This window comes from Segatella oris (assembly GCF_900637655.1).
In the GTDB taxonomy this organism is placed as follows: Bacteria; Bacteroidota; Bacteroidia; order Bacteroidales; family Bacteroidaceae; genus Prevotella; species Prevotella oris.
Window position 1 is genome coordinate 783,204 of record NZ_LR134384.1, and the last position, 24,910, is coordinate 808,113.

At 40.7% G+C, this 24,910-nt stretch carries 25 protein-coding genes and 1 pseudogene; 2 read left to right on the plus strand and 24 right to left on the minus strand.

Going from position 1 to position 24,910, the window contains the following annotated elements; genetic code table 11:
* Positions 1 to 238 precede the first annotated feature (238 nt).
* Positions 239 to 2,335, minus strand: coding sequence for a prolyl oligopeptidase family serine peptidase (locus tag EL210_RS03190; RefSeq protein ID WP_036889417.1), 2,097 nt, complete (start codon positions 2,333 to 2,335; stop codon positions 239 to 241).
* A 174-nt stretch (positions 2,336 to 2,509) separates the two neighbouring features.
* Here EL210_RS03190 and EL210_RS03200 point away from each other — a divergent pair, with 174 nt between their 5' ends.
* The gene (locus EL210_RS03200; RefSeq protein ID WP_004378235.1) at positions 2,510 to 2,743 is read left to right on the plus strand and encodes a YecH family metal-binding protein; all 234 of its coding nucleotides are present in this window, start codon (positions 2,510 to 2,512) and stop codon (positions 2,741 to 2,743) included.
* A 22-nt stretch (positions 2,744 to 2,765) separates the two neighbouring features.
* Positions 2,766 to 4,244: a DUF438 domain-containing protein gene (locus EL210_RS03205; protein ID WP_018920712.1), complete on the plus strand. Its 1,479-nt coding sequence runs from the start codon at positions 2,766 to 2,768 to the stop codon at positions 4,242 to 4,244.
* Between the two features lie 281 nt (positions 4,245 to 4,525).
* Here EL210_RS03205 and EL210_RS03210 read toward each other — a convergent pair whose 3' ends face one another.
* The 23 genes and pseudogenes from EL210_RS03210 to EL210_RS03320 form a co-directional block, all read right to left on the minus strand.
* Positions 4,526 to 5,257, minus strand: coding sequence for a hypothetical protein (locus EL210_RS03210; RefSeq protein WP_232000413.1), 732 nt, complete (start codon positions 5,255 to 5,257; stop codon positions 4,526 to 4,528).
* A gap of 45 nt (positions 5,258 to 5,302) precedes the next feature.
* A complete protein-coding gene (locus tag EL210_RS03215) occupies positions 5,303 to 5,917 on the minus strand; it encodes a hypothetical protein (RefSeq protein WP_025879657.1) in 615 nt (204 codons plus the stop codon).
* Positions 5,918 to 6,127: 210 nt separating this feature from the next.
* Complete coding sequence (locus EL210_RS03220) at positions 6,128 to 7,309, minus strand: IS256 family transposase (protein ID WP_126370197.1); 1,182 nt, start codon at positions 7,307 to 7,309, stop codon at positions 6,128 to 6,130.
* A 416-nt stretch (positions 7,310 to 7,725) separates the two neighbouring features.
* Positions 7,726 to 8,265: a CHAP domain-containing protein gene (locus EL210_RS03225; RefSeq protein ID WP_232000415.1), complete on the minus strand. Its 540-nt coding sequence runs from the start codon at positions 8,263 to 8,265 to the stop codon at positions 7,726 to 7,728.
* Positions 8,259 to 8,471, minus strand: coding sequence for a hypothetical protein (locus EL210_RS03230; protein ID WP_018921252.1), 213 nt, complete (start codon positions 8,469 to 8,471; stop codon positions 8,259 to 8,261). The genes EL210_RS03225 and EL210_RS03230 overlap by 7 nt, the downstream gene beginning before the upstream one ends.
* Positions 8,472 to 8,578: 107 nt before the next feature.
* Entirely contained in the window at positions 8,579 to 8,863 is a 285-nt protein-coding gene (locus EL210_RS03235; RefSeq protein ID WP_018921253.1) for a hypothetical protein, read from the minus strand.
* 3 nt (positions 8,864 to 8,866) lie between these two features.
* Complete coding sequence (locus EL210_RS03240; protein ID WP_018921254.1) at positions 8,867 to 10,021, minus strand: DUF2931 family protein; 1,155 nt, start codon at positions 10,019 to 10,021, stop codon at positions 8,867 to 8,869.
* A gap of 5 nt (positions 10,022 to 10,026) precedes the next feature.
* A complete protein-coding gene (locus EL210_RS03245; RefSeq protein WP_126370198.1) occupies positions 10,027 to 11,889 on the minus strand; it encodes a type VI secretion system Vgr family protein in 1,863 nt (620 codons plus the stop codon).
* 117 nt (positions 11,890 to 12,006) lie between these two features.
* Positions 12,007 to 12,197: pseudogene (gene tssD, locus EL210_RS03250) on the minus strand (type VI secretion system tube protein TssD); the annotation flags it as partial.
* Positions 12,175 to 13,056: a hypothetical protein gene (locus tag EL210_RS03255; protein ID WP_018921270.1), complete on the minus strand. Its 882-nt coding sequence runs from the start codon at positions 13,054 to 13,056 to the stop codon at positions 12,175 to 12,177. The pseudogene tssD and the gene EL210_RS03255, both read right to left, overlap by 23 nt.
* A 564-nt stretch (positions 13,057 to 13,620) precedes the next feature.
* Positions 13,621 to 14,172 (minus strand): hypothetical protein, encoded by a 552-nt coding sequence (locus EL210_RS13745; RefSeq protein WP_018921221.1) that lies wholly within the window; start codon positions 14,170 to 14,172, stop codon positions 13,621 to 13,623.
* 112 nt (positions 14,173 to 14,284) lie between these two features.
* Positions 14,285 to 14,950: a hypothetical protein gene (locus EL210_RS03265; RefSeq protein ID WP_018921222.1), complete on the minus strand. Its 666-nt coding sequence runs from the start codon at positions 14,948 to 14,950 to the stop codon at positions 14,285 to 14,287.
* Positions 14,947 to 15,369 carry a hypothetical protein gene (locus tag EL210_RS03270; protein WP_018921223.1) on the minus strand — a complete coding sequence of 141 codons (423 nt, stop codon included), beginning with the start codon at positions 15,367 to 15,369 and terminating at the stop codon, positions 14,947 to 14,949. The genes EL210_RS03265 and EL210_RS03270 overlap by 4 nt, the downstream gene beginning before the upstream one ends.
* 263 nt (positions 15,370 to 15,632) lie before the next feature.
* A complete protein-coding gene (locus EL210_RS03275; protein WP_018921224.1) occupies positions 15,633 to 16,157 on the minus strand; it encodes a PAAR-like protein in 525 nt (174 codons plus the stop codon).
* Positions 16,154 to 16,867 (minus strand): hypothetical protein, encoded by a 714-nt coding sequence (locus tag EL210_RS03280; protein ID WP_036889669.1) that lies wholly within the window; start codon positions 16,865 to 16,867, stop codon positions 16,154 to 16,156. The genes EL210_RS03275 and EL210_RS03280 overlap by 4 nt, the downstream gene beginning before the upstream one ends.
* 13 nt (positions 16,868 to 16,880) lie before the next feature.
* Complete coding sequence (locus tag EL210_RS03285; protein WP_018921226.1) at positions 16,881 to 18,371, minus strand: phospholipase effector Tle1 domain-containing protein; 1,491 nt, start codon at positions 18,369 to 18,371, stop codon at positions 16,881 to 16,883.
* 1 nt (position 18,372) lies between these two features.
* A complete protein-coding gene (locus tag EL210_RS03290) occupies positions 18,373 to 19,452 on the minus strand; it encodes a DUF2931 family protein (protein WP_018921227.1) in 1,080 nt (359 codons plus the stop codon).
* Positions 19,453 to 19,501: 49 nt separating this feature from the next.
* Positions 19,502 to 19,897, minus strand: a complete 396-nt coding sequence (locus EL210_RS03295; RefSeq protein ID WP_018921228.1) for a hypothetical protein — start codon at positions 19,895 to 19,897, stop codon at positions 19,502 to 19,504.
* A gap of 463 nt (positions 19,898 to 20,360) precedes the next feature.
* Entirely contained in the window at positions 20,361 to 20,780 is a 420-nt protein-coding gene (locus EL210_RS03300; RefSeq protein WP_018921229.1) for a tetratricopeptide repeat protein, read from the minus strand.
* Positions 20,773 to 21,216, minus strand: a complete 444-nt coding sequence (locus tag EL210_RS03305) for a hypothetical protein (protein ID WP_018921230.1) — start codon at positions 21,214 to 21,216, stop codon at positions 20,773 to 20,775. The genes EL210_RS03300 and EL210_RS03305 overlap by 8 nt, the downstream gene beginning before the upstream one ends.
* A gap of 9 nt (positions 21,217 to 21,225) precedes the next feature.
* Positions 21,226 to 22,494: a polymorphic toxin-type HINT domain-containing protein gene (locus EL210_RS03310; protein WP_232000418.1), complete on the minus strand. Its 1,269-nt coding sequence runs from the start codon at positions 22,492 to 22,494 to the stop codon at positions 21,226 to 21,228.
* A gap of 36 nt (positions 22,495 to 22,530) precedes the next feature.
* A complete protein-coding gene (locus EL210_RS03315; protein WP_018921290.1) occupies positions 22,531 to 23,283 on the minus strand; it encodes a hypothetical protein in 753 nt (250 codons plus the stop codon).
* A 16-nt stretch (positions 23,284 to 23,299) separates the two neighbouring features.
* Positions 23,300 to 24,907, minus strand: a complete 1,608-nt coding sequence (locus tag EL210_RS03320) for a polymorphic toxin-type HINT domain-containing protein (protein ID WP_126370199.1) — start codon at positions 24,905 to 24,907, stop codon at positions 23,300 to 23,302.
* Between the last annotated feature and the right edge of the window lie 3 nt (positions 24,908 to 24,910).

Consider the following 24,910-nt stretch of genomic DNA (forward strand, 5'->3'; position numbering starts at 1 on the left):
TGACGCAAATCGCATGATTTTTCAGTGTTGTTTTTTCTTGTAATTTGCCTTTGTTTTCGTAACGTTTTGGCTGTCAAAGCGTTGCTGACTCGCAGAATGCGCTGCATATTTTGAACGAGGACAGCATGCTTTTTGAATTCGCCGAGCATTCAAGAGCAATTGTAAAGTTCTTTAAAAAGATTTAACCTATTTTCCGCTTCATTTGATTTCGGGTTTCCAAATCAACCGTTTCAGGGATTTATTTGCCCATGTTGGCCAGAATGAAACTATAGATATCGGCCTGTTCTTCAATCTGTTTGCTCAACGGTTTGCCTCCGCCGTGGCCCGCTTTCGAGTCGATGCGGATGAGCACGGGCGCCTTTCCGCCCTGGCATTCCTGCATGGTTGCCGCAAACTTGAAGCTATGTGCCGGCACAACTCGGTCGTCATGGTCGGCCGTGGTGATGAGCGTTGCGGGATAACTCACGCCTTTCTTCAGGTTGTGGAGCGGAGAATAGCCTCGCAAGTAGTTGAACATTTCCTTGCTGTCTGCCGATGTTCCATAGTCGGGAGCCCAGTTCCAACCAATCGTAAACTTGTGATATCGCAGCATGTCGAGCACGCCAACCTGGGGTATGCAGACTTGAAACAGGTCGGGACGTTGGGTTAAACAGGCTCCGACAAGCAGTCCGCCGTTGCTTCCTCCGACGATAGCGAGATGCTTTTTATCGGTATATTTGTTGGCAATGAGCCATTCGGCAGCAGCGATGAAGTCGTCGAACACATTCTGTTTCTGCATCTTTGTGCCTGCCTTGTGCCATGCTTCGCCATACTCGCTTCCGCCTCTTAGGTTCACTTGTACATAGATACCGCCCTGCTCCATGAATGGAATTCGCATGGAAGAGAAGTAGGGTGGCAACGCAACATTAAAGCCCCCGTAGCCATAGAGATATACAGGATTCTTGCCATTGAGCTTCAAATCTTTGCGGTAAGTGAGGAACATCGGTACGCGGGTTCCGTCTTTACTCGCATAAAACACCTGTTTGGTGACGAAGTCATTCGGCTTGAAATTCACCTTCGGTTGGCTGTAAACGCGACTCGTTCTGCTGTCGGTGTCAAACTGATATACTGTGCCGGGAACGGTGAACGAACTGAAAGAGAAGAAGCATTCCGGCTCATTTCGCTCGCCCGAAAAACTCACACTGCCGACCGATGGCAGTTTGATTTCGCCTATATTACGGCCTTCAAGCGTGTAAAGGTAACAATGAGAACTGGCGTCCTTACTGTAGTTCAGCACCATCTTTCCATGGGTGAAAGTGACGTCATCAAGCACATATTCTGCTTCGGGAACAAGCACTTTCCAATCCTTAATGCCTGGCTTGGCGAGGTTGGCCAACATCAAACGGTTCTTCTGTGCCCCTGAGTTAGTGAAGATATAGATGCTGTCTCCCACGGTCTGTACAGGCGAATACTGAAGGTTCATGTCGTTGGTCATCTGCACGAACTGAGCGTCGGGACGTCGCAAGTCGCGCACATAGAGGTTGTTTCCGCTGCCTTCTCCCGACTCCGTCAGATACATTACGGTTTCTTCTTTGTTGACTATTACGTCATAAAAACGCAGTGGAAATGCCGGATTTTGATAGAACAATTCATCCTCGCTCTGCGGAGTTCCGAGCTTGTGATAATAGATTTTATGCACTTCGTTCTTGCTTGTGAAGGCATGACCTGTGGGTGCATCGTAGGCACTGTAATAGAAACCGTCGCCTCTCCAGGCTGCATTGCTGAACTTTGCCCATTCGATATGGTCGGTCAGGTCTTGCCCTGTTTCGAGATCTTTCACGTAGATTTCCTGCCAATCGCTCCCGTTTCGACTCACGATATAAGCCATATAGCGGCCATTATGAGAGAAACTGACCGACTTTAATGCCACAGTTCCGTCGCTGCTTAGCTTGTTGGGATCGAGCACTTCATGCAGTGTGCCGCCCAATTTATCCATTTTATAGAGCACACTTTGGTTCTGCAAGCCGTTGTTTTTGTAGACATACCACGTGCCATGTCGCTTGAACGGCGTGCTTACTTTTTCATAGTTGGCCACTTCCTTGAGGCGCTTCATGAGCTTTGGACGCTGTGGAAGCTGGTCAAGATAATGTCGGGTCAATGCGTTTTCTGCCGTGACCCAACGCTCTGTTTCTGCGCTGTTGTCGTCCTCGAGCGGGCGGTATGGGTCGGCAATCTGTGTGCCGAAATAGGTGTCAACGGTGTTGTCTTGAGGTGCTTTCGGATAGTGAAAGCTCTGTGCTATCATGCAGGATGCAGTCATAGTCAATGTTGAAGTCAATAGTAATCTGATGTTCATCTTAAAGCCATTTCATTTGATTTATTGTACGAAATTAGGCAATCTTTTGCATGATTTCGGGAATATAACGTTAAAAGAAGATAAAAACGAGGTCTTTTGTCACATTTGTTACTCTTCTTTGCAATGTCATATACCTATCTTTGCATACAGAAATTTAATTAAAAGTAAACAGATATGACACACGGACATGAAATACTCCACATGATGGAGGGAAAGAGTTTCGCCTCAAAGCAGGCGCTTGTTGATGCAATCATTGAACGCTTCGGCGCTGCAGAACGCTTCTGCACATGCTCTGTTGAGGGGCTTGATGCTGCAGAGATTGTCGACTTCTTAGATGATCGCGGCAAGTTTATGGAGACGCCGGATGGTGGCTTCACCGTCAATTTGGGTATGATGTGCAACCACTGAACCATAGGAAAGGAGTGATATTATGGGGAAGAAGATAGACTTATCTCGCACGGTTTACGACCTCACTACCCAGTATCCGGAGCTTATTGAGGTGCTTTCGGGGCTCGGATTAACCGATATAACGAAGAAGTTTCTACGCAATTCGGTGGGCAAACTGATAACCATTCCGAAGGGAGCAGGCATGCATGGCATCGAAATGAAAGCTGTTATCGATGCTTTGGAGCAGCAAGGTTTTGAGGTTGTTGGGGCAGGAAAGCCCGTGATGAGTGCTGAAACACTGCGCCCTGTGGCTGAAAACACGCGCACGGAGCAGTTGAAAGGCTACCTCAGACGACTTGGAAAAGGAGAGAGTTTGGAGGCAGTCCGCAAGGATTTTGCCAATGAATTCGGCGATGTAGAGGCTTCGGAGATCATGCAGGCAGAGCAGGAACTGCTGGCCGAAGGCACGCCCTTGCATGAAGTTCAGCAGCTTTGTGACATTCATTCTGCCTTGTTTCATGGGGCTACTCGTGAGGAACGCATGGCCAATGCCGAGCAGGAAGTGGCAACATCTGTCAGCCGTCATGACGAAATTCATGCCATGGCGCAGGCCAATACCCAACGCGCTGTCGACCTGTCGCATATAGACGGGCATCCCATTCAGACGTTCTTGCGTGAGAATGCGGCCCTTGAAGTGTTGCTGAAGCAGGCATTTGACGTGCTTGAAACACGTGGAGATATCACCGAATTACTATTGCGCATACGTGAACTTTCCATTCATTATGCGAAGAAAGGCGACTTGCTCTATCCGCATCTTAAAGTAAGATATGACATCAGTGGGCCGTCACAAGTGATGTGGACTATTGATGATGAGATACGCAACGAGCTTGGAATTCTGACACGAAAAGGCGAACATGACGAGCTGTGGTGGGGCAGAGTCGGGGCTGTTCTGAACCGCGCCAAGGAGATGATATATAAGGAAAACAACATTCTTCTGCCCCTTTGTGCGGCCAACTTCACGGAAACGGAGTGGCAACAGATTTACCGTGACAGTAAGGATTATGCCGTCTGCCTCGGTGTCGAGCATCGCATCTGGTCGCAGGCAGAGTCAAAAGAGACCGTCAGAACACAGCATGAAGGCGAAATAGTCATGCCGGGAGGTCACCTCACTTTAGGTCAGTTGACGGCTATGCTCAACACACTTCCACTTGAAATTACCTTTGTAGATGCCGACAACTTCAATCGTTATTTCAATGAAGGGAGCAAGATATTCAAGCGTCCTTTAATGGCTATCGACCGCGAAGTCTTTAGTTGTCATCCGCCGAAAATAGAGCCGATGGTGCGCAGTATCATTGAAGATTTGCGTTCTGGAAAGCGCAGTCAGGTGCCAATGTGGGTGGAGAAATGTGGTCATCCTATGTTTGTGAACTACATGGCTGTGCGAGATGACGAAGGAAACTATATCGGAACGGTCGAAGTTGTGCAGGATATGGAGTTTGCAAAGAAGCACTTTCAACGGTAAAAAGTATCGGTTCAACTCTTTGATTATACATACTTATAAGATTAAAATAGGAAAAGGGTTACGATTTGGTTACTACTCAAATTCCCCGAACTTCCTTGATGTTGTTAATATTTTCAAAAGTAATAGTTCCTGTAAAATCAAGATAACACTTTTTAATTGTTTGGTTTATAGTATCATATTGATTTTGCCCTGTAATTTATATAAATCCACCACCTCTGAGACGCTAGCTATCTTCAGAAGCAGCATTACCATTTTAAGGATTTTCATAAACAAGAACTCATTCATTTTTTGTTAACGCGATTTTCTTTTAACTCCCCATTATAATTCTTACAATCTAGAATAAGTTTATTCTGGGGAGATTTTATACGTTTGAGTTTTAATGAAATTGGTTTTGAAAAACCATTGTTATACGTTATTATAACGTATTGAGAATTTACATTTTTAATATATACACTGTGCCAAAAATATGTATCTTGCATATTATTTACCAATTGATGGATGTTTATCTTGTGTATATGAGAATTCTTTAAATCTATTAATAAAATTGTCCCATCATCTTGATTGTTATTAATTTGAAGACATAATAATAGCTCTTCTTTTATACGGTAAGCAATTCTGTTTTGCATATTCTCTCCACATAAGATAAGGCATTTCCCATGAAAGAAATCTGTGCCTGTTTTTTTTTCGTACAACTCTATCCCCAGCATACTATTTGCTATGAAATAGGTTATGCAAAAATAATCTGTAAAATCTATCCCCTCATAGCGGGAGTTATATTTCTTCCACAAAACAGTGTCATTCATGTATATCTGATTTTCGGTGATGATATTCTTCTTAGAATTACCATTCTTTAAAAAGAAATACAATAAGGAATCACCTCTTTGGTTTGTAACGCTCAATTCATATCCTGACTTCAGCGTATAATGCTCTTCTATTTTATTTTGTGCATATATACTTATTGGCAAAAATAAAAAGAAGAGAGAATATAATATGTATATTTTTTTTCTTTTCATATAAATGATTTTCCAAAATACCATTTCCAATTATATTTCAAAGTTTTATTTCTTTTTTCCTTTAAACAGTCTGTCGAATTCCTCTTCAGATAGGAAGTGTGCCAAGTATTGTTCCACATACTGACGAGTAGCTTCCGGGCTGACTTTCTCTGCATTATGAAAACTTAAATACTCTATTTCCTTTGTATTATTGTACAAATGAGTCGACTTGATAACGAATATCGGCATCGGCAAGTCCTTTGTTCCGTATTTTGCATCGTTCCATTGAATAGTATTTGCATAGGCTATAATAGTGGCTTGATAGTTATAGATATGAGATCTCCGTTCTTCATCCAAATCATATTTTATCTTACTGTCTAAATCAATATCGCTGAATGATACGATAGCGATATGCTTACGATATTGGGGGGAATAGAATATGAACTGCCTATAATCTCTCGCCCCTTTTCTCCCATCTCTAAATTTGTAACGCTCTCTTTTCTCTTCATATAGTTTGGGAATTGTCAGTTTAATCACTTTCGATTGCTTCAGATATGTATCCACATAATCATAGGCATCACTGTTACCTCGAAAGAAAAAATAGGTAGTGAAAGAAAAATATAATGGTACAAGCACAAGATTGGCTATTATAAATGGCGAGTTTATCCTTAGTTTCATCATTTATCTCATGTTTGATTGGCAATAATATCCATAAAATTCTTATTCAAATCTTCATCGTTCTGGTCTGAATCATTTTCTGCTATTACTCTTTTGGATGCAGCATCAGTATTATGAGTTTCTTGGAAATCAGAATACCTGGAGGAAATCGGTGGACTTGGCCAAAGACTTGTCTAATTTGGTACTGTCTTTCAAAGTGTGTAAGTATTCCTTCTATTCTATTCTCTCTTTCCATTCGTTTTCTATCTTCTGTTTCCAGTTTTTAAATTGATATATTCTTCTGGCATATGTCTTCTTTGTTTCCTCCACAGCCACAGCAGCCAATAGGAATATCACTGACTTGTCTGACGGCATAGAGGTCCTCATACTTACGGTTCTCTTGTATTTTCTGTTTAACCTTTCAATCCAGTTGGTCGTGTATATGCACCTTTGTACTTCTATGGGGAAGTCCATGTACGTGAAGTAAGCTGCGTTACGCTCCGCCTTATACCTTCTCAAGGTTGGGTACTTCTTTTCCCATTTGGTTACAAAAGTAATGAAATGTCCGTATCCCTGCAAGGATTTCATCTCTTTGTTCTCCAAGGAAAACACTTCGCCAAGTTCCCGGACCACTTCCGGCTTATCCTTATGGGATACGCTACCAAGTATCTGTCGCTTGACATGTGCCACACAGAACTGGTGGGCTGCCTGCGGAAAGGCAGCACAGACGGCATTCTCTATGCCTTGCAGCGCATCGGAAACGACAAGGTCAATTCCCTCGACGCCCCTTTCTTTCAACGCCTCAAGCTCCTCTTTCCAGCATACGGCCCCTTCTGTGGGATGGTTGACTACGGTGAGCACTTCCCTGCTTCCGTCCTCCAACACCCCCAGCATGGTATAGTAGGCCTCCTTGGATACCTGCCCGTCCCTGCGGGTGGAGATAAAGGTGGCGTCAATGTAGACGGCTAAGTAATGCGGGGACAAGGCACGGCCGAGCCACTGCTCAACGTCTTCACAGCAACACCTGGACAGATAGGAAACCTGCTGCCTGCTGTAAGTGCGGCCATAGATGCTGTCGGAGAACTCGCTTATCTGTTGCGTAGTAAGTCCCTTGGTATAGAGAAGATTGAACAGCCTCGCACGTTCCTCGCTTTCATTGCGTATCAGGCCCAGGAGAACGGGATAGAAGTTGCCGCTGCGGCTGCGGGGGACGCGCAGGGAAAACTCAAAGCCGTGACTGTACCAACGTCGAGAACGGAAACCGTTGCATTGCTCATTGCCGTTTGCGCTGACGAAAAGCTCCCGTTCATGAAACATCAGAGAGTTCATAATTAAAGACAGAAGGGTGACAAAACCCTCGCTACTGCTTGTGTAATTCGAAAGAATTTCCGAAATTTGTGAATGTGTAAGCTTCATCTGTTCGTTTCTTTATTGTTTTCAAGTACAAAGATAAGAATTAAATGGGCTTACACACTTTTATAGGATACTACCTCTAAGTTCATGAAGATGTCATCTATAGCTCTTTTATATAGCGTTAGATTTTCTTGCATTTTATCAGAACAAGATAATTCCCTTACAGGCAACAAGTTATATTCCGTAGAGAAAGAACTATCTTGTGGAGAGTCGTTTGCCTTATATGCAGACAAATGCACCTCCATTAAATACTGTATACTATTATTTGGATTCATTTTCTCAATATATTATTGTGCCGTATGCCTTCTATTCTTAGCCATCCAAGAATCCTATTATTTTTTATCAGCCAATTCCTGCCAGTCCTTTCTAATTCTATATTAGTTCGACTCCTCCCAGATGTCAGCTTTCTTGGAGTATGCTCATAAGCAGGTTTCTAATTCTATATTAGTTCGACTCCTCCCCCAAGGACCCGGATTTTGTTGAATAATCTCAATGTTCTTATCGGTAACGTTAGAAACGATAGCAACATGTCCATAGGGATTGAATATATAAGAATCAAATACTAATAAATCACCTTTCTGAGGTCTAACTTGATCTCTATTTTTATATTGAAAAAGGCCACGAGCAGTATTTAAGGACCCACTAGATAGTTTTTTGTCAAAAAAATCTTTCGCATTTCCATACGTATCGGGCATATGATGATGATAATGCAGGTAGTAATACCGCTTCACGAATTCCACACACTGGTAGCGAATTCCAACATTATAGCCATCAATGACATTTCGTCCAGATGACTGGCTGGTTCCACCATTATAGTAAACATAGACGCCATTAAAGCTATCAATTGGAAGCCCTCTTTTTAATGTAGGATTCAAATTGGTATGGGTAACCATCCAATGACTTGCTATCCCCAACAGAGTAATCCCCAACAGAGTATAAGATATTACCTTTCTTACCATAAATCACCTGGAGAATAAATATCGTTACAATCTATATTAGAATGCCACTTTTCGTCTAAGAATGGGTATACTAAAATATACTCTCCCCATTTGTGTCCTCTTTGTTTAACAAACTCTTCATCATCCCAAAGAGCTTTCGGAATGTATACATTATAGGGAGTATTTTTATCATACAATGTCAAGCAGTAGATATCAGCCTCTATCATACTTCCATCTTGATACACAGTAAATACATATTGTATTTTGCGTTTCAATTCGGAAACAGACAAATTCTGGTGCAAGTTATTTGCATTGATCTGAGAGTAATTTTCTTTTAACCAAATTGGTAACTTTTTTTTGTGAAAAGTATCTCTTTATCGTCAATAGGTTTTGGATGAGGATTCTTTAATTTAAACTTACCTATAATTTTAACCCCTTCTCTTACTTCATCATCTACGCATATTGGTCCAATCCCTGATGAAATATAGTAATGACGCTTCTTGATAAATACCATATAGGAAATTATTGAAAGTAATAGTATTATGGGAATAATTAATGATATGTATTTACTCTTTTTCTTAACAACTTTCGAATCAGTTCCTATATAAACTTTTCCCATAGTTCATTCCCCCATGAAAATTATAGGATTATTGCCATCCTGTGGATGATTATCATAAATTACAACCGCCTTGTCATCACTTTCGTGAACTTCTTTTCTGAAGACATGGATTTTCGTATCCACAATTCTATACTTTTTGTCTCCTACCACTAAATATATATCAAACCAATTATTATATTTGCTGACCTTTATGACTAAAGTTCCTTCCTGATCAGCAAACGAACCATATATCTTCTTATAGGCATGAATTATTTCTGCCTCATCAAAATAGAAATGGCCTTCATAGAGCATATCATTAACTGTCCACTGGAATTCTAAATTCATAGGTATGGCGGGGCGAGGAAAGTAACCTTTATCTGCCACATTTTGGATTTCCCCATTGGCATAATGAATGGTATAACTGACCGGTATGAATTTTGTCTCTTTATTTTCAAAATCCATTTTGATGTGATAATTATAACGTCTCTTATAGTTTTCCCAAATCGTATCTGAACAGCCATATTTCTTTAGGATTTCATCAGAATGGAAGTTGTCCTTCATTGCAAGGGCAGAAGCCTTCTCCAAGTTTTCAAATGGATTGGTAGGATCTTCCGCGAATTCAGTCCTCTCTGGCTTCAGCTTTACTTCCTTACCCTTCAAAGTATCACAAACGAGGATCGATCTGATAAGGTCGTCGTTTACATAAAGCCAGATATGTCCACCTGGTAATAATGTAGCAACAACATTGCAATAATTCTGATGCTTGTTTTCAAATGTGTCATGGTATCCTTCTCTGAATATCAGCAGCATTTTCTTTCTTAGTTCATCTGAGAATTCGATATCTGCCTTGTAATATTTCCTGTCTGCAAATGAGGCCCATAAGATGTGTAAACCAGTTGGCAAGTCTATATCTTCTTTATAGTTGTCAGGGTTGAAATTGCTCCCCGTAGGGTAACCTATCCCTACTTGCGGAGTTAAATCCATAGCGTCAAACGACCCCTCTTCCCCAAAAGTAATTGTCGCATATTTGGCTTCTACAGGGTAATGTCTCGGAGCTGCTATTGTAAAGTCCCACTTGAATTTTGTATTCATATTCTTATTTTCTTTCAGATTTGCTTTACAAGAGAAAGCTATAATGCAAATAACGATAATGGATAGAAGTGAAAATGTCTTTCTCATAATTCTTATTCTTTTGCAATATCTACCTTGGTGTTACTCTTGATGTAGAGATGATCTTGGGCCTTGATTACTGTTATTCCCCGCGACCCCAGAGTAACATTGTCCATAGTGCTGACCTCCATAGATTTTGTTACATCTGTTACTAAATTCCCATGTATTTCAGTATTCTGATTCCCATTAACAGATATTTGGGAGTCTTTTTCTATATTCTTACTGTAATTTCCTTGGATTGAGACCGAAGAATTCTTTCCGACATTAACAGAAGCTTCCTCTCCCACCTGCATGTTGAAGTCCTTTCCCACATTGACATTCATGTTCTCCGAAGCATTGATATTTACATTTTTTGTATTAACATTCACCTCCTCTGCGGAAGATATAGCAATGGTGCCGTTCTTTTCATCTACAAAAATACTGTTTGCATGTGTAGTTTGTAAAAGAATTGTATGTGCGGTATCATCAAAGGTAATGGTAGAACCACTTCTTGTGGTAAGGCTTTTCAAATGGTTCTCTGCAAATCCTCCCGCTCCCGTAGTTCCGTTGAACAGGCTTCCCATGACATAGGGTCTGTTGGGGTCACCGTGTCGGAATCCCACCAGCACATGGTCACCCACCTCGGGAATGAACACGAAGCCACGGTTGCTTTTCACCTGATCACTGCTTCCACCGTCTGGCGCCATGACGCGCAGCCAGTCCGTAGACATCTTCTCCGCCTGCCAGTTCATCTGAACCTGCACACGTCCGTGACCGAACTTGTCGTCATTCCTGGTGACCCTGGCCATCTGCGGTTCGGCAATCGGCATCTCCACCTCAGGCTCCGGCAGCGTGTCCACGACCGCAGGAATGGCCTTGAACGTATTGCTGTAATAGCTATCCTCGCCCACGGTATGTGTTATCTCGGTGATGAAGAACTCGCCCAATGACTCGCTCGTCAGGCTGCCCGCCCGCTCGAGGAAGGAACTCTTCAAGTCCACCACGCTTCCCGTGACGAGGGTTGCCGTCTCACTCTGCCCCAGTACATAGTGCGACTCGGCCGTGGCTGCCTCCTGCTTCTTCCTGACATACCTCGTCATCTCTGAGGTGTAGTGGATGCGGGGCAGGGCATACTGCCTTGCAGGATTCCTGTACATCTCGAGCGAAGCCTGGAAGGCCTCATAGCCCAGCTGGTCCTTGTCGGTGGGCTTGTTCGGGGTTTCTGCAGCAATGGTCTGGTCGTTGAGCGAATGATAGGAGAACACCTTTGCCGGCTTTGCCAGCGCCTTGACTCCGATGTCAAGTGACGAGAGGCTTGTCCCGAACTCGAGCTTCACAGCATCCGGCAGATGTACGGGTCGGCCGAAGACCAGGTCGATTCCGTCATAGTAGAGCCATTCGTTGTATTGCAGGGCAAGACGCTTGATGAACGTGAAGTCCGACTCGTTGTACTGGCAAACGTAGTCGAGCTTCTCGGTGTATTCGGGATTTATCCTTGCACTCACCCCCGCCTTGGAAGTCATCTCCTTGATGATGTCAGCCAGGGTGCATCCTGTCCATGAGTTGAAGTTCAGGTCGGTCTCGAGGCGGTAGGTCTCTGAGTATCCCGACACCAGAATATGTCCGAAATCACTGTTCTTCCTGTGCAGGCTCACGCCCGTGATGACCCCCATGAAGGTGGTTTCCGAATTCTCTCCTGCATATACGGCGAATGACTTTCCAATCCATTTTGCACTGTCCTTGAGGTTGTGGGCATATCTGTTTCCCCCAGCCTCAAGGTCAAGGAACAGCTCGAAACGGTGGTGATTGTTGATGGACTGATGAAGCTTTAGCGACTTGAAGGAAAATAACTTCTTTCCGTCTATGCCTACGGAAATCTTGTGGTTGAGTATTGACATGTTCCAGATTTAGGGTGTTATTCTTTGTTGCTATTCCTTAAAAGAAAATCAGGCCTTCCTCCTCCGGCTTCTTGTCCGAGGCAGGAAGGCCCGTTACCGACTTACTTGCAGTCGTGCTTATACCTTCGGCCAGCGGTTGTCCAGCTCGGCATTACCCACGGTAATGGTCTCTGCCGAGAATGTCATGGCGATGGTCATCGGTACCTCGTTGGTTGCATCAAGGGTTTCCTTGTAATGCACGATGTAGGCGTTCTTGACTCAAGTTCATTCCTCTTTGCATCTTCTTCAGTTTTCTTGTATTTCATCTTCATAATATTGTGAATAAAATTTCAGGTTCTCATATCCATAATAATTCTTCTTTTTGAATCTATTGAGCAATTCCGAATGCTTTGAATACGTATCACTTATGATACCAATCACACCGGGAGTTTGTTCCTTTTCTAATTCTTTCTTTGATATAAGTTCTAAGATATAGGCCACATCTTCGTCAAGATTACCCTCGTATTTTGTTTTATAAGGTTCATTTAGAATCTCTTCAAGAAAAGGCATAAACATCGTTTGACAGTTTTCTGCCTCTCTACAGTATTGTCTGAATATATTTCTTCTTAGCTTCCATTTTCCGTTTATCCCAATTCTCCCAAAGAATATAGAAAACCAAGCATGATTATCCTCATCGGCTTTCATCTTTTTAAAGATAAAGGTTTTGAGATGATCATCCCAATATCCAAAATCTTGTACTAATTCATATATGTGGTATAAATCTTTTTGCATGTATGCGAAATCTGATTTCTTTCCATAGAATAGATAATTATTGAAAGCCAGTAGATATAATTTATCATCATATACGTTTGAATGAATATTCAAATCGACAAATCTATCTTTCCTATATATTATAAGATTGTCAGGTTCGTCCTCAATTAAAGGATTTAATTCCACTTCAATGATATCGTTTGTGTTTTCTTTAATATCATATCCAAATACTTGTTTTATTTTAGACTCGAACTCTTGCGCACTCGGAAAATCAAAGCCACTTTCAGCCAAAAGCAACTTTCTCTCATTTCCTATGTTTTTCATATTATCTGTTACTTTCTTTGTCGCTATGTTTTTACCGTATATTTGACTCTTTGGCTGATTTCTCATACATCCATAGCTACAGCTGAGCATCATACATTCAAGCAAAATCAGTGCTATTCTATGATTCCAAACCATAATTTTCTTTTTTAATTGTTGTTGATAATATCACCAGAGGTATTTATGATTCTGTCATCAAGGCGGCATGAAAACAAAAAAGAGAAAACCTCAACAACTTCTTGAAGTCTCCTCTGTCGGCTGAAAGACAGTCTTGCTCTGGGGAAGAAGAGGAAGAATTGCAATCTGTTGTCTTTGAAGGCAAAGATAGGAAATAGGAATTTAAAGACAAAGGAAAGAAGCTTAAAAGACTTGCAGATTATGGATATTTAACAGTTCTTCCCTGCCTGCTGGCTTGTGTTATTCAGACGGTCTTGCAATCTCATTCATATTACCTTGCAAAGTGACTCATTTTACTGCGTGATTTAAGTCACTTTGCAAGGTGATATGAGGCATATTGCAAGACAATGAAAAAGGAATTTCTATCTATTTGATAATCAGTGCTTTTATTAATCCTAACTCGTATGTTCTTTCTCAAACAGAATGTTTTATGCCATAAGCGCGTTGATGTATTCTGTAACCTGATAATATTATGGTTCCATGCTATTCGTTCTTGTGAAACCTATTCCTCTTTAAATCTATTCTATAAACTTTTACATTGTCAGCTTTTGCACTCTCTTCGTCATAAGTGAGCATGATAGTCCATAAACAGCGCTGTTCAACATCAATATAATAGATTTGCTCATAACAGGAGAGTGTGTTAGCATTGTTGTAATACTCATAACATAAGAGGGAGTCGCTAATCTGCTTGCCTGCATACAATATGGCAAATGTTCTGATATGTTCTTCCACTCCGCTCTTTTCTTTATAGGTTTTTAGTGAGATAGTGTGTAGCTTATCAAGTTTCAAATTAAATTTTGGCTTATGAGAAAGCAGCTTATAATAGTCTATTGTGAGCTGTTCCAATATGCATGCTTCTTTCCCTGCTACACATGTGGTGTTAACCTGATGGGCAAAATCTTTGTTTGAAATGCACTTGTCGCCAAGTAGTAACGAATCGCTGTTTGCCTTTGAAGCCGAAATCGTTTCAGTTTGGAAGGCATGACTCTGCCCACAAGAGACAATGAGACATAACAGAACCGATAAAATAATCATCTTTATCCAAGCCTTATTGTAGTTTGAATGAAGGTAAGAGTTATGCAGGCTTCTTTTTCTTTCTTGGATTGCACCCTAAACACTTTCATAATTAATTCCTTCTATATCGATGTTACAGTATATACCGTTTTAATCTGTTGTTTTTTAATTCCCCGGTCTTTGGTTTTAGAATAAACCTGCCTTGTTCACTGATATGGTAGGTGCATTTTCCCCAAAACGTAGTCTCCAATTCATCAGTATAAAAGTTGATTAGTGTGATATTTTTGTTATTATCTATATAAAAATAACGTTCTGAGGATTCGTAAAGTCGGTATACAAAATAGTAACATATCAGATAGTCTATGACTCTTTGTTTGGCGTCCAATGTAGCAAAAGCAATATAGTTAACGGGGGCGAACATTTCATCTCCCTTTTTACTTTGGTATTTGGAACCACTCTTGTATATGTTGAGCGTGTATTTTTTAGTAGAATACATCGTCTTGCAGTAGTAGGCAGAATCCACGAGATAGTCAGTGGCTGTTGATTTCTTACGTGGTAATACGCCTAACGTCTGTTGAGGCATAGTTGAAAGCGATTCAAAATACCGATCATTTGAAAGGAATGTAATCCAATAAATGGAATCAATAGTGTTATTCTCCCATTTCTGTGGGAAGGCGTGTTTCGTAAAATCGACCAGACAAGTATCTGTATCACCAGCTTTTGTTGGTGAGTTTATCGTCTGACAGCATGCAGACATACAGATAAATGTGATTACGATGAAAGATAATAAAAACTTCATAGCTTCTTAACCGTTACTTTACTTATATCAAAATCTCCTGCGTGCAAATGAGTCTCGTGACCTGAAGCAAATTTTGTGCCCGCTAATTTTGGAAACCAAGACTCTTTGCCCCGGAATATTTTTGTAAAATGAAAATGTATGAAAGCATTCACTTTCCTTTGCTCATCTTTAAATGATGAGCAGTATTCTGTGTCTGCACTATCTCCATTGGGATGACTTAGGCTAGGGTAACTTGTTGCATCTGCAAAACACATACCCGTACATTTCATAGGTTTCCCAAACTCTGCAAGTGCGCCAATGAACCCTGCCATCGTATCAGGATTACAATATCTTCGCTGTGTACTACTAAATGTAAATAGGATTGTAATTCCCCCATTTTTTATAGACAATCCATCAGGCATCCTCGCTAATTCAACCATCCCAGTAGATGCTGGATAACTTTTAATGCCATAGTGAGTTCCTTTGACATATATTCTTTGATCCTTATCTATATAAGCTTCCTGTGCATTTCCACCCTTTGGATAAGTATAAGCGACTTTTAGGTCCTTAGGTATTGCCTGTTCTGTTTTGCCATTTCCTCTCTTCCTTACTTTTCTTATTGACAGGATACATACATCTATTTTTGTTTTTTCATTCTCTGCCGTTTGCCCTTCATTCTTTCCATCGTTGTCATTCTTTTCTTCTACTTTTTATGGTATACATACTTGTATTTATCCTCATATCCTTTCTGTATCGCTTTCGGAATATGTTTTTCTATTCTTCCATCCCAATAGATATGATAGGTCACGATACTAGGTTCATCTACAGCCAGCGGATTGATGTCATTTCGCAGTGCCATTGCAGATTTCATTACTTGTCGCTCGCTGGGAATGGGTATTTGTCCAGAGGTTTGGAAACTGATACAATCTGTACAGCCCATGACACATGTCCCCTTGCTTGTCCCCAGTAATGGAGATGAGCCGTTGATGGAAACACCGTCATACGCCCCCGCCCAACTGACAAAGGCTGGGACACATGGCTTAGGCGGCCACGACTTTTTACACATCGTGAAGCCTGCACCTTCAAAAACATTGCCTAATGTCTTGTCTGTAGCTGCCAGCTTGCCATTCATGCAAATGGCCTGATTGTCTGTCACCTTCAGAAAGCCAGGTGTGGAGCCGAACTTGCATTGGCATATTGCCCTGTTTACAATATATTCATCTTTCATTCCGTCCCCTCCATTCGCTTGAGTTCTAATCTTCTTGTGTAAAATCCTTTGTCTTCTATTTCAACCTCCAACATCAACTGTATATGATTAAACATTCCTTTCTCAATCTTATGCACATACGCCTTACCTTTATGGGATAGAATCTTTCTGTCTGTCTTGATTTCTGGAATCGTCAACAGCATCTCTTCCTCTTCTTCTTTTACTATCGCCAAGTGAAAAGAGATAATATCTCCTACAAATGGAAAATCAACTAATCGATACTCATACCTTGTAATATCTAAGCCTATCGTTACTAACTGATAAATGTTACTCAGTGAAATGAGCCGCAAGAGTTTCTTCTCATCCCCTAATCTTTCTATACACCTTTCAACATACTGAACAATCAACGGGGTTTGCTCATAGTAATCCATTATTCGCTGACCTTCTTTGACATATCGTTCTCGCATCCCATTGGCATTTACAACTTCTTTCAATAGTCCCAAATGGTCTAGGCGAATGGTCTGGGGATAGAGTGCTTTGCCGAGCCAAGACATTACAAAGTCGAAATCCCCAGGTGGTTTGCCATTAATGCTGTCATTCCCAATATTAGTAATAGTAATATCAAAAGGATGTTTATATTCCACATTGATATTTTTCTCATAAGATGATTTATGTCCATTTGGAAAAACCATTTCTGAGAAGAAATAATAGTAACCTTTTTGTATAACCATATCAACATTTTTACTATCCTTGTATGATGACACGTCTTCCTGTACTCGTTGCAGGGTTAGAAATAGAATCTTCTGCAGATAAGTGCAGAAAACACCTTCTTATCGATTTTAGGAGTTTGTCAGTCCAGCGTCCATAAGTAAAATCTATTCCCATCTTATACTCCTTACCTCTCTCATCCACCCAATCTTTAACGTTTATCCTATAGATTTTTCGTGATGCAAAAAATTCACCCATCAAAAATCTTGCAACATGTATCAATTCTTTATCCTCAGGAGGTATCTCTTGATACTTCTTCGTTCCATCCGTCACTCTAAAATCAAGATCATTGTCCACGGCTACTTGATGCATAATTTTCAATGGTATTCGAGCATAATGATTCTTGACATTACGGCAGGGAGCATCTAAACTCATTGGCTTTTTTATATAGTATTCTATAGCTTTATTATAATCAGAAACTGATATCCACTGTCTATCCCGTAAATCTGTTAAAGATATATAGCCTCTGAAATCTTTACTATCTTTATCATGAATAGTCTTTTGCGAAGGGAATTTGCTTCCCATATACAAGATTTCTTTCTCTGCATCTGCATACCCACCACCAATGTCACTATGGGCTCCCGGTAATGCATATTCAATACACTTCTTCTCCTTTTCATATGCTGAACTAACTGTTGTCAAAGGGAAATAGCATCGATAATCATCTGCTGCAACCAAATGAACAACCATTGATACATTTTGAGGAATATATAAACTTTCGTCTTTACTACTATCATATAGAACCCTTGTTTTATGGGACGCCACCGTATCAAACAAGCCTAAAAAATTAATATAATATTCAATTTCATTAGCTCTATTTATATTGCAAGATTTTAGTTTTTTTGACAAGAGGTTATTCTTTACAAAAATCTTTCTTGCAAAAATACGACTTTCTGTTGCTCCGCGGCTAAATCCGAAAACATCAAACGTGATACTTTTAATAATTTTCTTGTTCATATTATTATATATGGACAACACCTTATCCTCAATTACTTTGAAAGCTCTATCTACTTTCGCATCAATGCCAGTATCTCCCATTCCAAGTCCTTCTCCAATCACAACACTATCGCCTTTCCCCGATGACGATAGTCCTTCTTCCTCATCAAAATAGCGACTACCTCCTACGGGAGCTTCCGTTCCCGGTCCTTCTATATAAACCTTTTCTTGATATGGGATACTCGTATCATACATTTCCCACAATATAGCAACATTAGAACACCCACTTTTATAGCTATCATAACCTTTAGATGGTTTATATTTCTTCTGCCCCTTTTTATCCATATACGCTTCATAACCCTTTTTGAACTGTTCCTTTGCTCTTTGGTTGAAGTACACATTATATTTATTGTTACCTGTTCCATCAAAAAACACACCGATGGTAATATCTATGGAATCATTGGGCCTTTTATTAGGATTCTTATCGGGAAGTTCAATGCCACACTTCCTATTTGTATATATTTCTTTCATACTATGCTCCTATATATTTCCGAACCTCTTCGCCTTCATAATTCCAATAGAATAAGTGGTCGTCATCTTTTTCATTCTCAGGTGTAACCTTAAAAACATCTATTTGACAATTCTTTAAATAATACTTATTGTCTCCCACTTGCAAATAGATATCAAACCGATTATTATATTTGCTTACTTTTACCATAAATTTCCCTCTTACATTCGCTGTCTTATGGCTAAAGCCTTTGGAGAACATGTCCAACACTTCTTGCTCGTCAAAGAAAAACTCGCCCGTATAAGTTGTATCTGCAACATTCCATTTCAAATAGAGTTGCTTGGGGCGAGACTGTTCTCCTACTTTTACACCATCGCAAGCATAATTGAACTCTCCATTTATGAAGTGTTTAGCAAAATGAAAACTATCTATCTTGCAGAGATTATCTTCAAATTCGAATTCAATATCATAATTAAAGCGTTCCTGATACTTGCTCCAAAGTTCATAAGGAACACCATTTTCCTTGAGATTGACAACCTGTTCCTTATTCAGATTTCCTTTGCAATAGTCTTCAACAGTGCTATCAACGAGAAGTGCGTCTTTGGCAAAATCGCCAAGCGACATATCTATAGCATCTGATTGCAAAGTATCACACACCAAACTATATCTTGCAATGCCATTCAAATATAACCATATTTTCCCTCCCGGAAGCAAAGTGACAAGGAAACAAGAGTAGTTTTCATGCTTTTGTTCATTTTCATACCCCTCTTGGAATAAACTAAGAATTCTTGCCTGAAGTTTTTCAGAAAAGGCTATGTCTGCCTTGTAAAATTTACGTTCTGTATATGATAGCCACAAAACTTCTAAACGATTAGGCATAGCAAGCCCCTCACCATCCAAGTCTGCGAAACTTACTTCACCTTTACTTATTCCTATCCCTGCATTGGCAAAAGAACTCATAATGGGATACTTCTGCCCTTGGCCAAACCCCACAAAGCCATATTTCACTTCTACCGGATAATTGCGGGGCGCTGTGACATTGGCAACCCATGGAAATGTTGTTCTTGTGCTCATATCTTGTTTGTTATTACAGGCTATAGCCATCACACACAATGTGGCAGCTAAAAGTCCTACTAATAGATGTCTCTTCATTCTATCCTTTTGCTATATCTACTTTATCACTGCTCTTGATGTACATTTTATCCTGTGCAGCGATGATCATTCGCTTATCTGACTCTATATTGGTTTCACCTAAAGAATGAATATCCACGCTCTTCTCTGAAGTAACCCGTAGGCTGCCTTTCGTTTCACGCTTTTCATCACCACCAATGCTAATTATGTTATTTTTAGAAATAGAGACCGTCGAGTTTTGGTTCACCATTAAACTACTATTACCTTCAACATTAACACTTGCTTCTTCTCCTATCTGCATATTAAAGTTTTTCCCCACGTTTACATTCATATTCTCCGTCTGCCAGTTCATCTGCACCTGCACACGTCCGTGACCAAACTTGCCGCCCAATTCCAGTGTTGCTCTGAATGAACCCATAATTAAAACTTTTTTAATTGTTGTTGATAATGTTACCGGAGGTCTTTCATGATACTGTCATCAAGTTGGCGTGAAAACAAAATAGAGAAAACCTCAACAACTTCTTGAAGTCTCCTCTGTCGGCTGAAAGACAGTCTTGCTCTGGGGTAGAAGAGGAAGAATTGCAGTCTGTTGTCTTTGAAAGCAAATGTAGAAAAATGGAATCTAAAGTCAAAGGAATACAGATTAAAAGACTTGCAGATTATGGATATTTAACGGTTCTTTCCTGTCTGCTGGCTTTCATCATTCAGACTGTCTTGCAATCTCATTCATATTACCTCGCAAAGTGACTCATTTTACCGTGTGATTAGAGTCACTTTACCAGGTGATATGAGGCATATTACAAGGCTATAAGAAGAGATTTGTTATCTGTTTGATACTCAGGATTTTATTGGCTAATATAAATAAATCATTCAAACTCACGTTACATATTATCTTTGATGATGCTAAAATATTTTTCATCTACATCCTCAAAAATCTCCTTTCCTTCTAACATATAAGCACTCATCAGTGCATCTTTCGCCTTTTCCATATTTCCAAGTTCATAGAACGACTGACCTAATCCAAGCCAAACATATCCATATTCGACTGCATCAGGACATAGTAAGGCTTCATTATAATAGGAGTTTGCCGACGAATAGTCTTCAAGGTTAAAACAGCAATCCCCTAAAGCCGTATAGACATGCAATGCTATTTCCCAGTCCGTCTTAGGAAAAGGGAGTAAAACTAAGGCACGTTTATAATGCTTCAGTGCAGACTTTAAAAACTCATTTTCAGATGCATTGTCTCCTTGTTCCATTTCATGCATGATGGAATCGTAAAGTTCTACGGATAGTTCATTCATTGTATATAAACTTTTCGGGATGTAGATAAAAATCCATATATTTAGAAGGCTCATTATCGAAATAACGCATTCCAGCTACTTGGACTACATTTTTGAAATCTTCAAAGGCTCCTTGATAATCTTTTATTTCAAATTTATATTTACCGATATAGTGAGCTAATTCCTCATCACTTTGATGAAGATTATTGTTAATATAAATCATTCGATTAAGCCATTTCTTGACATTATCTAAATCTAACATTTTAAAACTATCGTCTACAGCATACTTTGCTGTATTGTAAGCCTCATTCCAATTATTTTTAGGTTCTGGATACATTGACCACGCCTGCTCATGAAGTTTTAGGCAAGCATAAAATTCTTTCCTCTTAGACTTATCATAAGCACATTCTGATAAGCCATCGATTTGTGCCTGAATATTATAATCCAATATTGCCATTTTTTGATTTTATTTTAAAGGTTCTTTATATATTTCTTTTATTTGGGCACCTTTGCTTCTGTTGGTACGATAGTATTGTAATTCATAATTATCACTGTTTAGCATCCACTCACGTACCTCCTTAGATTTTGCACCATACTTTCTACCTTCTGTATTCCACCAATGTACTGCATCTATTTTGTGCCCCATATCCGCTTCTTTAATATTTCTCCATCTTTGGCCATCCCAAAATTGTTTCTCACCTCTAAAAATCCTTGCCCTTGGTGGATTTTCTTTCACCAGCATTCTATTAAAGACCTCTCGCCCTGTTTTACTGTTTTTCCCAGGTGTTCGTCCCATATATTTTAGGCGATTACTTACTTTCTTTACAATTCTGGAAAGACATTTCTTAGCGTTATGCACCAGCCACTGCAATGTCCCCACAAAGTAAGTATGCCAATTGGAAACCTCAAAGTTATAAACTTTCCTCGGCTTATACGAGAACTTTACATCTTTTATTTCGATATCTTCTTCATTGCTGCTTTTTATCCTATCGCCTGTTTGCAGATCAGCGGCATCTTTCCAACCGTTTTCTGTAAGGAAAGGATGCTCAGCAGTCGTTTCTATGATTTCCTCTTCCGTATATAGTTCAACGGTATGATCACTTTCACGAACCATCGTTCGGACGATTTCCTGCAATCCAGTTTCACCGCTCGATTGGTCATACGACCAAACCTTGTCACCGGCCTTGATATCCTCGATGTTCTTCAGTCCGCCATCCGTATTGATTTTAGTCCCTGCGGGGAAACAGGCAAAGACACAGACATGCCCGGCAGAAGCCTTGCCGACAATTTTGTCAATAGATTCACAGAAAGCTTTCCTTGCTCCTTTGGCCGTTAATTTTATTGCGGTCTTCAGTCCTGTCTTGCCGACCTGTTTGGCTACGGCTTTGGCAGCAGACTTGGCCGCAACCTTAACGCCAGCCTTAATACCGGCTTTACCTGCAGAGGAGGCTGCGGTAGTCGCCCCAAACGATACAAGCCCGGCAACATCCAAGGCTAGGAAACCGATGTTCATGGCCATCATTCCCCAGTTGCCTTTCATCCCCTCACGGACAGCACCAACGATGGAACCGACTACGGGAATCAATTCTACAGTATCAAGCCAGCCCCAACCCTCATCTTCATCTTCCTTAGCCCCTTGCTCCTGCAAGGCTTTGATATCCTCCATTGCATCATCAGGCAACGGAATCTGGCCGCTGGTCACAAAATTAATCTTTCCGCCCAAGCTGCAAGGCATATCTGACCTGAACAGGAGAGTCGCTTGACCTTTTATCTATTCGTCATCATCCAATTCCCAAGGAAATTTATACGAGTTGTCTTTTTCTTTATCTGTCAATGGCATTAGTTCGTCATCTTTCCAACGTTTCATTTCAAATAAAGGAAGCCAGTCGCCGAATTCAGGATACTTCTGCCAATTAGATTCTACGTTGATACGCTGCTCCGAATCATAAATTGTGCGCTCGTCACCGATTTCCTCTATCTTGCGAACTCTTCCGTCTGGTGTGAATTCATAGTCGGTATAGTCGTAGTCCCAGTCTCCATATTCGTCTTTTTCCTTATGATAATAACGCAAGGAAAGTTCATATAAGAAAAGATAGCCGTCTCTAACATATTCTTTATATTCTACATCGGGATTAGCTGAAAAACTATAGCTCATAAACTCTCGCCCTAACTCATCAAGAAAAGATAGAGTATATCCATCACCTAAAAATAAAATATAAGCATAAGGTTGATTATTAAATTCCAAGTAAGCTGTTACTTGATAAGGAAATCCTAATGTATCAAGTAAATCATTATATTTTTCACTATCCACTTTGTTATTCCATATCATTTTAATCATCTGTAAATTTTGCTTATAAGCAAATTTATACCATTCTTCTAAAGAGTAATGTTGCATCTCTTTCGGGATGTGTTTAGAGATACGATTTTTATATTCACATTCGAAATTAAATAATGTATCTTCTTCTGATTGGAGTTCGTAATATGAATAATTCCAGTTTTGATAGAGCAATTTTAATTCTTCCATAATTATTATCTTTTCCTTACCAATTTTTTAGATTATCCATTGTAATGTCTTTTTCTTCTTTAATATGTACTTCCCTTTTCTTTGCATATTCCTTAATATTCTTTGGAATGTTTTTTTCTTGTTTGGGAATAGAAAGCTCAGCCTTGGCATTTTTTCTGATTCGCACAACTCCCTCTTCCATTCTTTTAGGGTTCTGAACTTTTTTTCCTCTATACCCCGCGACCTCGTCAATATATTTCTTGGCTGTCTCCTCTGTCACATCAGACAACTGTGTGGCCTTCCGGCTGATAACCTTCTTGCCGTTTTTCATCACTGTATCAACACGACGTTTCATTCCCTCTAACCATACTTCGTGTGCAAACTCTTTCTTCCCGAGCTTCTTGACCATCACTTTATTGAATTTGATGCCACGTAATATACGCCGGGCATATTCAATTCCCTTCCTTGCTAATTCTGTCAAGCAGGCATTATGCACCAGCCACTGCAATGCCCCCACAAAGTAGGTATGCCAATTAGAGACCTCAAAGTTATAAACTTTCCTTGGCCGATACGAGAACTTTACATCTTTTATTTCGATATCTTCTTCATTTCTGCTTCTTATCTTATCGCCTGTTTGCAGATTAGCGGCATCTTTCCAACCGTTTCCTGTAAGGAAAGGGTGCTCAGCAGTCGTCTCTATGATTTCCTTTTCCGTATATAGTTCAACGGTATGATCACTTTCACGAACCATCGTCCGGACGATATCCTGCAATCCTGTCTCACCAGTCAATTCGTCATACGACCAGACCCTGTCACCGGCCTTGATATCCTCAATGTTCTTCAATCCGACAGCCGTATTGATTTTAGTCCCTGCAGGGAAACAGGCAAAGACACAGACATGCCCGGCAGAAGCCTTGCCGACAATCTTGTCAATAGATTTGCAGAAAGCTTTCCTTGCTCCCTTGGCCGTTAGTTTTATTGCGGTCTTCAGTCCTGTCTTGCCGACCTGTTTGGCTACGGCTTTGGCAGCAGACTTGGCCGCAACCTTAACGCCAGCCTTAATACCGGCTTTACCTGCAGAGGAGGCTGCGGTAGTCGCCCCAAACGATACAAGCCCGGCAACATCCAAGGCTAGGAAACCGATGTTCATGGCCATCATTCCCCAGTTGCCTTTCATTCCCTCGCGAACAGCACCGACGATGGAACCGACTACGGGAATCAATTCTACAGTATCAAGCCAGCCCCAACCCTCATCTTCATCTTCCTTAGCCCCTTGTTCCTGCAAGGCTTTGATATCCTCCATTGCATCATCAGGCAACGGAATCTGGCCGCTGGTCACAAAATTAATCTTTCCGCCCAAGCTACAGGGCATCTCTGACCTGAACAGGAGGGTTTCTTGACCTTTTACCCGCAGCTTATAGGTCTTCTGCCATTCCGTACAAGCAGGCACACAAGGCTTTTGCGTAAGACTGCAGATGCCGAACGTGGGAATGTTCACGAGCGGCTGCTTGTCAAGCTTGTTGGCAACAAGGCATCCTTGTATCTTAATGTGCGTGTTGTGGGTCGGGAGGAAGAATGCAGGAGCAGCTCCCTTATCGCACACCATCAGGGCATTCCTTACCACATATTCCAATTGGTCTGCCATAAC